Source organism: Clostridium sp. CCUG 7971 (assembly GCF_017590215.1).
In the GTDB taxonomy this organism is placed as follows: Bacteria; Bacillota; Clostridia; order Peptostreptococcales; family Peptostreptococcaceae; genus Faecalimicrobium.
Genome location: NZ_JAFFPK010000067.1, coordinates 15,649 through 30,291, shown reverse-complemented (window position 1 = coordinate 30,291; position 14,643 = coordinate 15,649). Strand labels below are relative to the sequence as shown.

At 29.4% G+C, this 14,643-nt stretch carries 16 protein-coding genes and 1 pseudogene; 1 reads left to right on the top strand and 16 read right to left on the bottom strand.

The window, feature by feature from the left end; translation table 11 throughout:
* Positions 1-133 precede the first annotated feature (133 nt).
* The 11 genes from JWF52_RS09725 to JWF52_RS09675 all read right to left on the bottom strand — a co-directional run bounded on the left by JWF52_RS09725 (position 134) and on the right by JWF52_RS09675 (position 9,004).
* Positions 134-907 carry an ATP-dependent Clp protease proteolytic subunit gene (locus JWF52_RS09725; RefSeq protein ID WP_208333393.1) on the bottom strand — a complete coding sequence of 258 codons (774 nt, stop codon included), beginning with the start codon at positions 905-907 and terminating at the stop codon, positions 134-136.
* Positions 908-1,077: 170 nt separating this feature from the next.
* Positions 1,078-2,298 (bottom strand): aspartate kinase, encoded by a 1,221-nt coding sequence (dapG, locus tag JWF52_RS09720; protein ID WP_208333379.1) that lies wholly within the window; start codon positions 2,296-2,298, stop codon positions 1,078-1,080.
* Positions 2,299-2,309: 11 nt separating this feature from the next.
* Complete coding sequence (locus tag JWF52_RS09715) at positions 2,310-2,555, bottom strand: YlmC/YmxH family sporulation protein (RefSeq protein WP_208333378.1); 246 nt, start codon at positions 2,553-2,555, stop codon at positions 2,310-2,312.
* A gap of 39 nt (positions 2,556-2,594) precedes the next feature.
* Positions 2,595-3,836 carry a M16 family metallopeptidase gene (locus JWF52_RS09710; protein WP_208333377.1) on the bottom strand — a complete coding sequence of 414 codons (1,242 nt, stop codon included), beginning with the start codon at positions 3,834-3,836 and terminating at the stop codon, positions 2,595-2,597.
* A 146-nt stretch (positions 3,837-3,982) separates the two neighbouring features.
* Positions 3,983-4,723 carry a polysaccharide deacetylase family protein gene (locus JWF52_RS09705; RefSeq protein WP_208333376.1) on the bottom strand — a complete coding sequence of 247 codons (741 nt, stop codon included), beginning with the start codon at positions 4,721-4,723 and terminating at the stop codon, positions 3,983-3,985.
* 162 nt (positions 4,724-4,885) lie between these two features.
* A complete protein-coding gene (gene yajC, locus JWF52_RS09700) occupies positions 4,886-5,164 on the bottom strand; it encodes a preprotein translocase subunit YajC (RefSeq protein WP_208333375.1) in 279 nt (92 codons plus the stop codon).
* 33 nt (positions 5,165-5,197) lie between these two features.
* Positions 5,198-5,647, bottom strand: coding sequence for a PTS sugar transporter subunit IIA (locus tag JWF52_RS09695; RefSeq protein ID WP_208333374.1), 450 nt, complete (start codon positions 5,645-5,647; stop codon positions 5,198-5,200).
* A gap of 13 nt (positions 5,648-5,660) precedes the next feature.
* Positions 5,661-6,479 carry a PTS system mannose/fructose/sorbose family transporter subunit IID gene (locus tag JWF52_RS09690; protein ID WP_208333373.1) on the bottom strand — a complete coding sequence of 273 codons (819 nt, stop codon included), beginning with the start codon at positions 6,477-6,479 and terminating at the stop codon, positions 5,661-5,663.
* Entirely contained in the window at positions 6,469-7,260 is a 792-nt protein-coding gene (locus JWF52_RS09685; protein ID WP_208333372.1) for a PTS mannose/fructose/sorbose/N-acetylgalactosamine transporter subunit IIC, read from the bottom strand. The genes JWF52_RS09690 and JWF52_RS09685 overlap by 11 nt, the downstream gene beginning before the upstream one ends.
* Before the next feature lie 25 nt (positions 7,261-7,285).
* Positions 7,286-7,777 (bottom strand): PTS sugar transporter subunit IIB, encoded by a 492-nt coding sequence (locus JWF52_RS09680; protein WP_208333371.1) that lies wholly within the window; start codon positions 7,775-7,777, stop codon positions 7,286-7,288.
* Between the two features lie 36 nt (positions 7,778-7,813).
* Positions 7,814-9,004, bottom strand: a complete 1,191-nt coding sequence (locus JWF52_RS09675; protein WP_208333370.1) for a glycoside hydrolase family 88 protein — start codon at positions 9,002-9,004, stop codon at positions 7,814-7,816.
* A 248-nt stretch (positions 9,005-9,252) separates the two neighbouring features.
* On the opposite strand from JWF52_RS09675, the gene JWF52_RS09670 reads away from it, so the two are divergent.
* Positions 9,253-10,032 (top strand): IclR family transcriptional regulator, encoded by a 780-nt coding sequence (locus JWF52_RS09670; RefSeq protein WP_208333369.1) that lies wholly within the window; start codon positions 9,253-9,255, stop codon positions 10,030-10,032.
* A 61-nt stretch (positions 10,033-10,093) separates the two neighbouring features.
* Here the strand turns inward: JWF52_RS09670 and JWF52_RS09665 are convergent.
* From JWF52_RS09665 to kduD, 5 genes and pseudogenes are all read right to left on the bottom strand, one after another.
* Positions 10,094-11,040: pseudogene (locus JWF52_RS09665) on the bottom strand (PfkB family carbohydrate kinase).
* Positions 11,041-11,098: 58 nt separating this feature from the next.
* Positions 11,099-11,746, bottom strand: a complete 648-nt coding sequence (locus tag JWF52_RS09660; protein ID WP_208333368.1) for a bifunctional 2-keto-4-hydroxyglutarate aldolase/2-keto-3-deoxy-6-phosphogluconate aldolase — start codon at positions 11,744-11,746, stop codon at positions 11,099-11,101.
* Between the two features lie 19 nt (positions 11,747-11,765).
* Complete coding sequence (locus JWF52_RS09655) at positions 11,766-12,989, bottom strand: heparinase II/III family protein (protein WP_208333367.1); 1,224 nt, start codon at positions 12,987-12,989, stop codon at positions 11,766-11,768.
* Positions 12,950-13,777, bottom strand: coding sequence for a heparinase II/III family protein (locus JWF52_RS09650; RefSeq protein ID WP_208333366.1), 828 nt, complete (start codon positions 13,775-13,777; stop codon positions 12,950-12,952). Before JWF52_RS09650 ends, JWF52_RS09655 begins: the two co-directional genes overlap by 40 nt.
* Positions 13,778-13,862: 85 nt before the next feature.
* Entirely contained in the window at positions 13,863-14,642 is a 780-nt protein-coding gene (gene kduD, locus JWF52_RS09645) for a 2-dehydro-3-deoxy-D-gluconate 5-dehydrogenase KduD (RefSeq protein ID WP_208333365.1), read from the bottom strand.
* Position 14,643 lies beyond the last annotated feature (1 nt).

Below are 14,643 nucleotides of genomic sequence, written 5' to 3'. Positions count from 1 at the left end.
TCTCTATAGTTAACTAATTATAATATTTAAAATTTAATTATCTAGACCATAGCAAAAAGTGTTAATGCCTTAACACTAACACTTTAATCTATATTTTTTAATTATATCATATAATACATTATTTGAACAAATCTTATTTATTTTCGTCACTATTGCTATTTGTTGTTTCATTAGATTCTTTTATTAGTTCTCTTAATTTAGATAAAGCTTCTTTTAACCCTCCAACTTCATCTATAAGACCACATTCAACAGCTTCTTTTCCTATAAGAACACTACCTACATCGCTTACAAGTTCATCCTTTGAGTGCATAATTTTTATAAGCGTTTCTCTTTCTATATTTGATGTTCTAGTAATAAAATCAACTATTCTCTCTTGCATTTTCTTGAAATATTCAAAAGTTTCATTAACACCAATTACTAATCCATTAGTTCTAATTGGATGTACTATCATTGTAGCTGTTGGTGCTATAAAAGAATAATCTCCAGCTGTAGCAAGTGGAACTCCTATACTGTGACTTCCTCCAAGTACTAAAGTTACTACTTTTTTAGATGTAGAATTTATAAGTTCTGCCATAGCTAATCCTGCTTCAACATCTCCGCCTACTGTATTTAATACTATTAGTACCCCTTTTATCTCAGGGCTTTCTTCTATTGAATAAAGCATTGGTATTATATGTTCATATTTAGTAGCTTTCTTTTGCGGATTACCTATAAAGTGACCTTCTATTTCTCCTATTATAGTTATACATTGTATATCTTTAGTAGGCTGTGGAGGCATATTAGGCACTCCCATTTGTTTTATATTCTGTATTTCTTCACTTTCTGGAACTGGATTATTTTCAGCCTCACTTTTTACTTGTTTGCTTTTAGTTTTATCTTTATTTTTACTCCCATCAAGATTTGGCATGTTTATATTATTATTGAAGTTGTTCTCTTCATAGTAGTTCATATGTAATACTCCTCTCAAAATATGCTTTAGGATTATTATTTCCAAAAATATCATAAAAAATTCGTTATACGAACGTTACTACTTTTTATAATATGCATATTTTAAGAGGAGTATTTATTATCTATATTCTATTTTAGGTAAAATTCATTATGAATTGCATGAACTGCGCTTGACATATCTTGTTTATTCACTAAGCAAGATATTGTCATATTTGAATCAGATGTCTGAAGTAAATCTATTTTAGATTTTGCAAGTGAACTTACTACCCTAGACATTATACCAGGTATTCCTGTCATGTTTGAACATATTAAGGTTACTTTTGATAAACCTTTATTTATTTCATATTCTACCTCAAATTTATTTAATGTCTCTTCTAAGCTGTTTATATTTTCTTCGTCTATGATAAATATTTTTTCGTCTATAAAAAAGTTTATCATATCTATGCTTATATTATTTTTTCCTAGTTCATTTATTATATTTATAAACACATCTTCTTTTGCTTTTATTTTTACTTGAGCTATTTTATCTTTATTGGCTACTGTAGCCATAAAATTAAAATTTTTCTCATAAGATTTTTTACAATTTTTATTGTCACATTCTAGACAAATTTTAGTTCCTTCACAGGCTGGGTTTAGCGTATTTTTTATAGCCAAAGTTATATTTCCACTTTTGGCAAGTTGTACTGCTCTTGGGTGAATTACTTTTGAACCTTTATCTGCCATTTGAAATACTTCTTCATAATCTATACATTTTAAAACTTTAGCCCCTGGCTCAACTCTAGGGTCTGCTGTCATTATACCATCTACATCTGTATATATTTCAACTATATCACAATCTAGAGCTTTTCCTATTGCAACAGCTGAAGTATCACTACCACCTCTTCCAAGTGTAGTTATTTCTCCATCCTCTGTCGCACCTTGAAAGCCTGCTATTACAACTACTTTTTTCTTCTCAAGCTCATTTATTATTCTAGTAGGATTTATATCTAGTATTTTTGCATTTGAAAAATCATCACTAGTTATAATTCCTGCTTGAGCTCCAGTTAAAAAAACTGCATCTATATTTTGTGATTTAAGCATATTAACAAGTATTGTTCCAGATATTATCTCACCACAAGACATTAAGATATCTAGTTCTCTTTTTTGTGGTTCTACCTCTATTTCTTTACACAAACCTATAAGAGTATCAGTAGCATAAGGTGCACCTTTTCTTCCCATTGCTGATACAACTACTACTAATTCTAGATTTTTATCTTTTTCTTTGTACGACTTTACTATTTTGCAAACCTCATTCATTTTTTCATAGGATTCAACTGATGTACCTCCGAATTTCTGAACTAAAATCCCCATATATAAGCCTCCTAGTAAACACCATCATATTCTATTATTATCATGTCGTTTCCTATCTTTCTAACATTTCTCCATGGTACTTCTAGTGTTGATTTATCTTTTTTAATTCCAAAAAATCCTCTTTCTCTTGGTACTAAAAGGGCAAGTATTTCTCCCGTAGTCTCATCTAATATAAGGTCACATTCTCCAATTACACCTAGTCTTTCCCCTGTTACTAGGTTAACTATTTCTTTACCTGCTATTTCAGATAAATTCATGTTTATCCCCCCAATTTTTATCTATTAAATAGTAAATCACTATAATTTAATATCCTCTACACCTCTACCTACGATACATACGCCTAGTTTATCTACATTAAATATTTTATCTATTACTTTGTTTACCATCTCGCTGTTGACATTGTCTATGCATTTTAATATATCATCAGTAGTTCTTACATTTTTATTTAGTAACATAGCTTTTCCAAATGCCATCATTCTGCTACTCGTACTTTCTAAACCTAATATATAACTTCCCTTAAGCTGTTCTTTACTTTCTTCAATTTCTTTTTCTGTTAAATAATTTTCTCTCATATTTTTTATTTCTTCTATAATTGATTCATATACTTCTTTTAAGTTATCAAGTCCCATGCTTGCAAATATACCTAGTTCTCCACACTTTTTATATAAAGTTTGAGTTGAGTATATTGAGTAAACTAAGCCTTGTTCCTCTCTAATTTTTTGGAATAACCTAGAACTTATACTACCGCCAAATACAGTATTTATAACCGCCAATGCATAAACTTCTTCTGTATTTTCTGATGGTACAGCTTCTAGACTTATCGCTATATTTACTTGTTCTGTATCTTTATTTTTAGCTATAAAGCAAGGGTTAAATTCTGCTTTTTCTACCTCTACACTAACTTCTTTTTGTTTCCATAAGTTAAATTTATCTTCTATTTTATTAACCATTTCATCAAAGTCAAAATTCCCAGATATAGATATTACAGCATTATTAGGTACATAGTATTTATTAAAGTAATTTAATAAATCTTTTTGATTTATTTCATCTAAAGACTTCGTTGTTCCTATTATATTCATTCCAAGAGGATTGTTTACATATATATTTTCTGTTAATAAATCATATGCTAAGTCCTCTGGTGAGTCTTCATACATTTTTAGTTCTTCAATTATTACTGATCTTTCTTTTTCAATATCCTTTTCATCAAACAATGGATTTAATACCATATCACTAAGTATATCTATTCCAATATCTATATGTGAATCTAATAGCTTAACATAGTAGCATGTACACTCTTTACTTGTAAATGCGTTTATTTGTCCGCCTAAATTATCTATTTCACTAGCGATTTCTTTTGATGTTCTATGCTTTGTCCCTTTAAATAGCATATGTTCTATAAAGTGAGATATTCCACTTATTTTTTCATCTTCTATTCTAGATCCTGCATTTATCCAAACCCCTAAAGAAATAGATTTAAGGTAAGGTATTTCCTCTCCTATTATAGTAAGTCCGTTATCTAATTTATGCGTTTTGTACATACTCAACCTCCATTTATATCGTCTTTATATCAGCTTAATTTTATCTTAATCGTAACTTTTTTAAATATACATGTATTCAATTATAAGTTAGAAGCATTTTTTATTCAACTATTCCCCTAATTTATAAACGTATAAGGTTAAATCACTTAAAATATATCATTTAAGCTACCCGGTTTAAAACCATTATCTCTTACTATTTTTATAATATCATCTATACCTTCCATTGTTGCATATGTAGGATGCATTAATATTATACTCCCATCTTTCATATCTTTTTTTCTTACCCTTTCTACTATTACTTCTGGTTCTTTCCTATTTTGCCAGTCTATTGTATCTATATCCCATTTAAAGCATGTATAACCTACTTCTTTTGCTGCCTTCATTGTTGCGTCTCCAAAAGAACCAGATGGAGCTTGGAAGAATTTTGTATCTTCCTTGATTATATCTTCTATTATTTTTTTAGAAGTTTTTATTTGATCTAGATTTTCTTCATAGGATAAATTTGCATAATCTAGATGTTTATGTCCATGATTACCTATTGTATGCCCCTGTTCTTTAATCTTTAAAAGCATGTCTTGATTTTTTTCTGCCCATCTACCAGTTACATTAAAAGATATTTTAACATCTTCTTTTTCTAGTGCTTTAAGTATTCCCTCTACATACTCTGTTTCCCAACCTAGGTCTACATTACAAGTTAATGCAACGTATCCGCTATTTTTTTTTGTACCTTGAGTATATGGTAACTCTGCACTGTTAAATAATTTAAATGTAGGCTTAATGTTTCCTTTAGTTGCCATAAATATTATACCTACTAAGGCTACTATAACTATTATTGCTACTGTAATTATCTTCTTTAGTTTCTTTTTAGTAAGTACCATCATTATCATTGAAACTTCCTCCTAAAATTCATTTTGTTTATACCAAATATGTACAAATTATTTCTTTATAAATTTTATTAAAGGAAGTCCCTATTTATGCAAAAAAAGTGAACTCTAATTTTAGAGTTCACTTCTTAAATCTATTTTTATATTATAGATATTACTGCATTACTAATTTTCTAATGTCGCCATTATTGACTGTACATCAATATTTATTATTACATTTTTGGATATTTCCAAAGAAACTTTATTATTATTAATTTTTCTTATATATCCATATATTCCAGACATAGTAAGTACGTAGTCTCCAACTTTTATGCTTTTTATAAATTCATCTCTTTTAGATTGTTCTATCTGAATTTGATTTTTTCTTTTATTTTGCATAATTATCATAGTAAGAATATACAGTATAAATATTACTACTACTAATAAAATTGTGCTACCTTTCATTTTATTACTCCTTAATTAATATGAATATAAAATTTATATCATATCTTCACATTCTAAATCCTCTTCTTCATTTTCAAAGTCACAAAGACTCATAACTCCCATAGTAGACCTTACCAAATCTAATGAATTATTTATCTTATCTAACATATTATCTTCATCATTTAATACTAATATGTTAGTCGCAATATCAATCATAATTCCTAAAGATACTCCTGATACTACAAATTGTTCTTTTGATCTTGCTAATTCTGCTATTTTTCTTGTTACTATTTGACTTGGAGCTCCCCCCATCAAATCTGCAAATACTATTAATTGATCATGTTTATTTAAATAATCAGTTACTATATTTTCAAATTTTTCATGAGTTATATCTTCTGAAAGATCTTGAGCATAAACTCTATCACTATCTCCTAGCAATAAGTCAAATGCTGATTTCATACCTGTTGCAAAATTCCCATGTCCTACTATTAATATATTATACATATTACACTCCTTCTTATGCTATTACCCCTACTACTGATCCAATCATACCTATAGCTAGAGTTAAAGCTAATAATTGATATACATTCCATTTTTTATTTCTAACTAAGTAGAATATAAATAATGTAAACAATGCTGGTAATAAGTTTGGTGTTATTTTATCTAAGATTGTTTGAAAAGCTATTTCATTAACAGATCCATCTGGTAAAGTTGCAGAGTACTTAAGCGGAATCGTAATTTTTACAAATGATACTGCAAGACCTGATACTACTGTTATACCAACTATAGCTGCAAGTCTTGATATACTTGCCATCTTATCACTTAATGATTCTATGTACTCAGTACCTAATTTATATCCATAGTATCCAGTTAAAACCTTAGTCGTTATTAAAGATGCATTTATACCTAAGAAGAATAGTATTGGTCCTAGTATTAATCCTTCTGCAGCTAAACCTGCGCCTATACTTGAAAATAATGGTGCTAAACCAAATTGGAAGAATGAATCACCTATTCCCGATAAAGGTCCCATTAGAGCCATTTTAATTGAACGAGCATTTTCAGCACTTTCACCATTATCTAGTAGCGCCAAATGTATACTAGTTATAAACGGTAACGTCTGAGGGTTTGAGTTAAAGAATTCTATGTTTTCTATTGCTGATTGCTTTAATTGATCTTCATTATTTGCATATATTTTCTTTAAAGCTGGTAGCATAACGTTAGCATATCCTAGCCCTTGATAATTTCCGTAGTTAAAAGCTGATTGTAAGAAAAATGATCTAAATGCTACTATTAAATAATCTTTTAGTTTTAATACTGGGTTTTTTTTAGATTCCATCTGAATAATCCTCCTCTGAGCTTTCTACTTGATTTACTGTTGCTACCACTGGCTTATTATGATAATCATATAGCGCAAATACTAATGCTAAGAATGCTACTCCTATAACTGGTAATTGGAAGAATGTAATTGCAACAAATCCTAACACAACAAATGCAGTATATTCTTTTTTTACCATAACATTAAGTATCATAGCAAACCCTATTGCTGGTAGCATTCTACCTGCTACAGAGAATCCATCTATTATCCAAACTGGTATCATACTTATTAAACTTTGAGCTCCTTCAACACTAAATGCAGCTGCAAATCCTATTATAAATCCTACTACTACAAATGCCCAAAATGATAAGTGAGATAAGAAGCTAAATTTCTTGAAATGTTTTGATTCTAAAGCTTTTCTTGCAGCTGTTGGTATACCTGACATAGCTGTATATGTTGCTGTGATTATAAATTGGAATGCTACAGCAAATGGCATTGATAATGCAAGTGCTGTTTCTGGGTTCATTCCTGAAGATTTTAATGTTATAGCCATTAAAGTCCCTACTATACCAGGCCCTAGTTGATTAGGAGGTACTGTACCACCTGCTCCAACTCCAAATCCCATAAATGCTATTTCTGAAACTGCTCCCATAGCTAATGCAGTTGGTAAATCTCCTAATATTAAACCAACGCCTGTTGCTAGTACTAATGAACGGTTAGTATATATTCCTAATAACTGACCGCCTAAACAAATTCCTGTCCATAAACCAATAAGTACACACTGGAATATTCCGATTTCCATTACCTTATCCCCCTAGTATAAAAATTTATAAGTAATTATTTATATCAACTTCAACTGCTCCATCTCCACCAATTGGAGTTGTTTTAGTGTTAAATTTAACACCATGCTTATCTCTTAGTGTTCTTAGTGCATTTTTGTCATCTTCACCTAAGTATATTGATCTAGTTATTTTTTCTTTTCCATCTTGATTATGTATATTTCCAATATTTATTTCTTTTATAGGTACTCCACCATCAACTAACTTAAGCGCTGATTCAGGACTTTTACACACTATAAATATTTTTTGATGTGGTGCTGCTTTATGTATTACTTCACAAGTTTTTGCTATAGAGAAAAATCTCATTCCAACTGATGATGGTACTACTGTTTTCATTAATGTTTGTTGCATTTTATTAGTGCTTGCCTCGTCATCTGCTACTATTACTAAGTTAGCTCCTAGTGCACTTAGCCACATTTGCCCTTGCCCATGTATTAATCTTTCATCAATTCTCATCATTTTTATATCTGGTATACCCATAATAAACACCCCTTATTTTATATTTTTTTATTTTTATTACCAATATAATTCCCAATCTTTATAAAATCTTATCAATGCTTCTAGATAGAAATAATCTCCCCATATGTTACCTTCATCAACACCTTTTCCTGAATGCCATGAGTAAACACCATGAAGCAATAATGTATCTACATCATCATCTTCTTTTGTAGCATATTTATCAATTAAAGATTTTAATATTGTGTGCATTGCATATTTATAAGTTTCTTTATCTTCATCTACTTCTGGTAAATATTTGTTCATCTCATGCATACCACATACTGCTATAGCAGCAGCTGACGAATCTCTTGATTGATCATCTCCATCGTTAAATATTAAATCCCAGAAACAAACGTTATCCTCAGGAAGACGATTTAAGAAGTAGTTTGTAACTCCCTTATATAATCTAAAGCATTCTTCATTTTTAGTATATCTATAATTTAAAGGTAAACCATATACTCCCCATGCTTGGCCTCTTGCCCAAGAAGAATCATCACTGTATCCTTGTCTTGTTACTCCCTTTAGAGGTTTTCCTGTTTCATTATCAAAATAGAATGTATGGAATGCTGATGCATCATCCCTTACAACGTTATTGCATGATGTAGTATAATGTTTAAACGCTATATCATAATACTTCTTTTCTCCTGTAACGCTATGAGCCCAATAAAGTAATGGTATATTCAATAGACAATCTATTATTAATCTGTAGTTATCTTTGGCTCCAAGTTCTCCCCATGCCTGTATAAACTGCCCTGTTTCTTGATATCTTCCTATTAGCTGGTCTGCCGCTTTAATAGCTGCTTCTTTGGCGTTTTCATTACCAGTTAATTTATAAGATGCAACGCATGATAAACTATATAAAAATCCCATATCATGATGGTCTACTTCTATTTGGTTGTCAATTCTATATTTAAATGAATCAACATTTTTATCAGCTAAGTTTTTAAACTTTTGATCATTTGTATATTCATATGCTAACCAAAGCATACCTGTCCAAAACCCCGTAGTCCACTCTATATTGTCTATAATTTTATACTTGTTGTCAAATGTAGCTGGAGTAGGATACATTTCCACAAATTTATCCATATTTTTTTCAATTCTTTTTATACACTGCTCTATTGCTGACTTAATTTCTTCCCTCGTAACAAAATCGTTTTCCTTAAATACATTATGTTTTACTATTTTTTCGATGTTGATATCTTTAATCATGACATACCTCCATAATATAATTTAAAACCCGAACCTCCATGTTCCATATTATGAAACATCGTTTCGCTTTTCTTAAGACCATTATAAATGGTATATAAACCATTGTCAATTATTTTGAATATATTTTTTTATTTTATGTTGTATATTTATCAATCTTTTTCTTTTTATTTTTTTGCAACTTTACTCTTTAAATAAAATCTTATATAGTATATCTTAGTAATATAAATATTTTTTTAAGGGGATAAATAATGAACGATAATAATTTAGTCCAATCAGTTGATAGGGCTCTTAGTATAACAGAATTCTTAGCTGAGTGCCCAAATGGAGCTGGAATTACGGATATTTCTAAAGCTCTTGGATTAAGTAAAGCAACTGTACACAGATTAATTTCAACATTAAAATCTAGAGACTTTGTTACTCAATCAAAAAACACAGAGCAGTACTATCTTGGGTACAGGCTATTATACTTATCTAGTTGCGTAAGCAAAAATACAGATATATTCAAGGTATCAAGACCTATAATTAGTAGTTTTGCAGATAAGGTAGATGCAACAGTTCACCTTTCTGTATTAGATGATACACGTACTAATATTATCTATGTAGATAAAATCGAGCCTACAAATTCAAATAAAACATTTGTGATGTCATCAAAAGTTGGTAAAAAAGCTCCTTGTTATTGTACTGCAGCAGGTAAATTATTACTTTCAAATTATAGTGATGAAGAGATCAGAGAAATAATGAAAGATGTAAATTTTGAAATTTACACACAAAAAACAATAAAGAATATAGATGAATTTATAGAGGAAATTCATGAAGTAAGAGAGAAAGGATATGCTCTTGATAAGCATGAATACGACTCTGGAATAATTTGTATATCTATGCCTATATATGGTAGCGGCGGAAAGATGGAGTTAGCAATGAGTGTTACTGGATTGATTATATATTCAACAGTTGAGGATCTTATTGATTTAAAAGAGCCTCTTGGTAAGGTTTCTACGGAGATAAGTAATACAATTAAATATCTTTAATCTATTATATTTAAAATAAAAAGGATGTCCTTAAAATAAAATTTTAGGACATCTCTTTTTGTTATCTTGCTATTTTTCCAACGCCATGATTCATTAAAGTTTCAACTTCTTCTATTGATACTAAGTTTGCATCACCTTTTATACTATGTTTTAATACAGATGCCGAGGCTGCAAACTCTGTAATATACTCTGATTTTTTATTATTTAAAATACCATAAATAACTCCTGCTGTTAATGCATCTCCTCCTCCAACTCTATCTACTATATCATCTATAGTATAGATTTTAGAAGAATATAGCTTATTATCACTATAGTAATTACATTGTAATTTATTTACAGATACAGATACATTTTCTCTTATAGAAGAAAAAATGTGCTTTACATTTGGGTATAGACTTATTATTTCATCATAATAATATTTTAATTTTTCATATTTATCTTCATATTCACAACTCATATTTAAAATATTTTCGGCATCTAAAATCCCAACTGATAATATATCTACATATGGTAGTACTTCGAAAGTAGCCTTACTAGCTTCTTCTAAAGACCATAATTTAGCTCTATAGTTAGAATCATAGCTTACTATTATATTATTTTTTTGCAGTATTTTAATATATTTAAAATTAATATCCTTAGATTTTCAGAAAGAGCCAAAGTTACTCCTGAGAAATGAAATACATCAACCTCATTTAATACTTTTTCTATATTTAAGTCTTCATCTCTCATATTACTAAATGCTGAATCAGCACGGTCATAAATAACTTTTGATGTTCTATTTCCACTACCACTTTGTAAAAAATAAATTCCTGTTCTTTTATCACTTTTTGTTATAAATTTAGTTTCAACTTTTTTACTACTTAAATAATCAATTATGGCCTCTCCTATTTCATCATTTGAAACTTTAGTTATTGCTCTTGTATCAATTCCAAATTTAGATAAGGATATTAATACATTGGCTTCTCCACCACCATAATTAACATTTAAATTGTTAGTACTTGAAAGCATCGTTCCTTTATCTGTAGATAACCTAAGCATTATTTCTCCAAGTCCAGCTACTCTCATCCTAGTGACCTCTTGCTTTCTTAAACTTTTCTACATATTGCTTACAAGTAGATGTTATATCTTCAAATTTACCTGCTTCTCCAAGTTTATTTAATTCTCCACCTATTCCAACTAAGTCTACTCCTGCCTTAGCCCATGTGTCTATATTATCTAAATTAACTCCACCTGTTACCATAGCACTCGCATGAGGAAGAGGGCCTTTAATTGCAGCTATGTATCCTGGTCCAAATGCACTTCCTGGAAATATCTTAACTATATCAACTCCATTTTCATGAGCTTTTATTATTTCATTTATTGTCATTACTCCAGGTATATATGGCACCATATATCTATTACAAAGTTTTGCTGTTTCTTCATTAAAAGATGGCGATACTACATATTTAGCTCCTGCTAATATAGCAAGTCTTGCTGTTTCTTCATCTAATACTGTTCCCGCACCTATTACTACATCATCATAATCTCCATATATTTCATCTAGCTCACGTATTATATCATTTGCAAACTTATTAGTATAAGTCACTTCTATAGCTCCTACATTTCCTTCTATGCACGCTTTAGATATTTTAACACCTACATCTTTAGTATTACCGCGTACTACTGCAACAACTCCGCATTTTTCTAATGTATTTAAAACCTTTAATTTTTTCATAATAAATCCCCCTTTGTATTTAGTATTTTATAACTTCTTTACTTACCTTGCCTTCTATATCACTTATTAAAACAACTTTCCCATAAACATCATGTCCATCTACTTTTAATAATTTTTTACCTTTAAATATTTCATTGTGGCAAATTAAAACTATATATACTTTATCTTTAGCTGATATTTTTATAGCTTCGGCTTCTAAATCTTCTAATAATCTACCATTACAATTTTTAACTTCTATTTTTTCTATAAGTACATCATTTTCACAATTATTTGCTAAAATAACAGTTGTAATTGATGTGAATCCAGTATTTTTATAATTTGTTATTAATGTATCTTGTTTTTCTAACATGTTGTAGTGATAAGATATAGGTGTTTTTTCTATCTTTCTTTCTAAATTATTTAAATGATATAATATTAAACTTCCATTTTTACCTTTACATATAGTTTTCTTATCGTCTAAATATATATCATTTGCAAAATGGAAAAACTGTTTATACTCATGTTCTCCTTCTCCATAGAATTCATCTACCAATATCCATATACTAGGCTTTATATAGATTACTTTTCTATTTGTAAATATACCTTTATCTATATAACCTAAGTGAGATCCTTCACAGTAATCAAAATTATCATTAGTTATAAAAGGGTGCTTTATAGGTGTTGCCACTTTTTTATATCCCCAAGACCCATCTATCACTGTAAAATCTGTATTATCAACAGTAGTTGTATTATGAGCGCTACAACTTTTTAGATATTCTCTTATCTCATCACTTTCTATATAAGTATATCTACCTGGATCTATTAGGTAATCTTCTTCATTTGCATATATACTAACATGTAATAAATCAGCATGACCATGGCCACTACCTAGAGTTCCACAATGGAAATACATATAATTATCATCACTTTCCCATCCAGATCTCATGTAATAATTTCCGCTATCTTCAAAAGCATACGATGAATATTCTGGTGTTTTAGTATTTATAGTCTTGTACTCTTGTACGGACTTATATCCTAAATCCCATATACTTTCAAAGTCAATTTCTTCATACCCACCAAATTTTAATACTTCATCACTAAATAAATAAGCTGATTTAGTAATCATATCTCTTAAATCAGTATCATCACTATCACTTTGACATATTTGAGTATGATTTGGCTTTTTCATATATAAATCAGCATAAGCTAATTTTTTAGTTTTTTCTAATATATCTTTAGGTAATGGTATATTATTATTTTGCATACTATTAAACTACTTAAATAGCAATGAAGCACTTCATTTAAGTACATTGGTGATTGCTCCCAATGAATACCATCATCCATAACTTGAAGATTTATTTGTTCTTTTAATCTTTCTATTGATAAATTTATATAGTAATTATCATCTATTAATTTATCTAAAAATACAGAAGCTACTAATAGACCATAATTTTCTAATACTCCCCAATTACTTAGTTTTCCTGATTCTTTGTAATTTTTTTCTAGATAATCGATATGCTCTTTTAATGATTTAAAAAATATTTCATTAAATTCTTGAGTAATATATTCACTATCTTTAAAGTATGTATACGCTTTTATCCAATTTTCACATCTTATGCCTGTATCAATACTCCTCCATGTTGTTTTATCTGTCCCATCTACAGGTTTTACATCTTTTATCCAGTTAATTATTTGTTCTATGAATACTTTTGAATATTTCTCATCTTTCGTAAGAACATAAGCTTGACCTAATGTAACCCAGTATCTATGTCTATTTAACATAAAAATCCATTCTGGGTCATCATTAGGAGTTTTATCCCAAATTATATTACCTTCAAATCTATATGGTATAAAAGTTCTTTCCATATCCCATTTCCATTCAAATTTAAATATCTTATTAGAAACATCATCAGCTATTCTTATTACATTTTGTACTTCTTCTTTAAACTTTTCCTTGCAGTATTTTGCTATTTCATCTATTTCATTTTTATTTGCATACATATTGAAATTAAAATTATTTCTAATATCACTTTGTAAAGTAAAATTATTCATTATAAAGTCTCCTTATTTATTAAATACAAAGAAACTATACCCTTTAGACTTTACGTGAGTATAGTTCTTTGATTCTAATATAGAATTATCTTACTAACCATCCACCATCAACAGCCAAGATAGTTCCGTTTATGTAGTCAGATGCTTTACTAGATAAGAATACAACTGCTCCCATTAAATCAAATGGTTTACCCCATTTACCCGTTGGTATTCTTGATAATATTTCATCATTTCTTTTTTCATCTGCTCTTATAGGTGCAGTATTAGCTGTTTCTATATATCCTGGTGCTATAGCATTTATTTGAATATTTTTATCAGCTAACTCATTTGCAAATGCCTTAGTTAATCCTGCTACTCCATGCTTACTTGCTGTATATGGAGGTACAAATTTTCCACCTTGGAAAGATAGCATAGATGCAATGTTTATTATTTTACCACCACCATTTTCTGCCATAATTTTAGCAACTTTTTGGCTTAGGTAATATACTGCATTTAAGTTTATATCCATTACAGCTTCCCAATCTTGTTCTTTGTAATCAAGAAGAGGTGCTCGTCTTATAGTTCCTGCATTATTTACTAGTATATCTATTTTGCCAAAAACTTCTATCGCTTCCTTAATAACGTTTTCTCTATCTTCAGATTTAGTTAAATCGCCTTGAACAAAATGAACTTTTCTTCCTAATTTTTCTACTAGTTCTCTTGTTTCATCCCAATTTTTATCATGAGTTGGAACTACTAAATCAGCTCCTGCTTTTGCTAAAGCAACTACATATCCTTGACCTAATCCTGTATTTCCACCTGTTACCATTGCTACTTTTCCTTCTAAAGAGAAAAAGTTCATTGAAAAATCATTTAAGCATCCCATA

Excerpts from the sequence above, each read along its gene's own strand:
- JWF52_RS09725 (WP_208333393.1), bottom strand. The coding sequence starts at position 907 with ATGCCAAATCTTGATGGGAGTAAAAATAAAGATAAAACTAAAAGCAAA.
- dapG (WP_208333379.1), bottom strand. The coding sequence starts at position 2,298 with ATGGGGATTTTAGTTCAGAAATTCGGAGGTACATCAGTTGAATCCTAT.
- JWF52_RS09715 (WP_208333378.1), bottom strand. The coding sequence starts at position 2,555 with ATGAATTTATCTGAAATAGCAGGTAAAGAAATAGTTAACCTAGTAACA.
- JWF52_RS09710 (WP_208333377.1), bottom strand. The coding sequence starts at position 3,836 with ATGTACAAAACGCATAAATTAGATAACGGACTTACTATAATAGGAGAG.
- JWF52_RS09705 (WP_208333376.1), bottom strand. The coding sequence starts at position 4,723 with ATGATAATGATGGTACTTACTAAAAAGAAACTAAAGAAGATAATTACA.
- yajC (WP_208333375.1), bottom strand. The coding sequence starts at position 5,164 with ATGAAAGGTAGCACAATTTTATTAGTAGTAGTAATATTTATACTGTAT.
- JWF52_RS09695 (WP_208333374.1), bottom strand. The coding sequence starts at position 5,647 with ATGTATAATATATTAATAGTAGGACATGGGAATTTTGCAACAGGTATG.
- JWF52_RS09690 (WP_208333373.1), bottom strand. The coding sequence starts at position 6,479 with ATGGAATCTAAAAAAAACCCAGTATTAAAACTAAAAGATTATTTAATA.
- JWF52_RS09685 (WP_208333372.1), bottom strand. The coding sequence starts at position 7,260 with ATGGAAATCGGAATATTCCAGTGTGTACTTATTGGTTTATGGACAGGA.
- JWF52_RS09680 (WP_208333371.1), bottom strand. The coding sequence starts at position 7,777 with ATGGGTATACCAGATATAAAAATGATGAGAATTGATGAAAGATTAATA.
- JWF52_RS09675 (WP_208333370.1), bottom strand. The coding sequence starts at position 9,004 with ATGATTAAAGATATCAACATCGAAAAAATAGTAAAACATAATGTATTT.
- JWF52_RS09670 (WP_208333369.1), top strand. The coding sequence starts at position 9,253 with ATGAACGATAATAATTTAGTCCAATCAGTTGATAGGGCTCTTAGTATA.
- JWF52_RS09660 (WP_208333368.1), bottom strand. The coding sequence starts at position 11,746 with ATGAAAAAATTAAAGGTTTTAAATACATTAGAAAAATGCGGAGTTGTT.
- JWF52_RS09655 (WP_208333367.1), bottom strand. The coding sequence starts at position 12,989 with ATGCAAAATAATAATATACCATTACCTAAAGATATATTAGAAAAAACT.
- JWF52_RS09650 (WP_208333366.1), bottom strand. The coding sequence starts at position 13,777 with ATGAATAATTTTACTTTACAAAGTGATATTAGAAATAATTTTAATTTC.
- kduD (WP_208333365.1), bottom strand. The coding sequence starts at position 14,642 with ATGGGATGCTTAAATGATTTTTCAATGAACTTTTTCTCTTTAGAAGGA.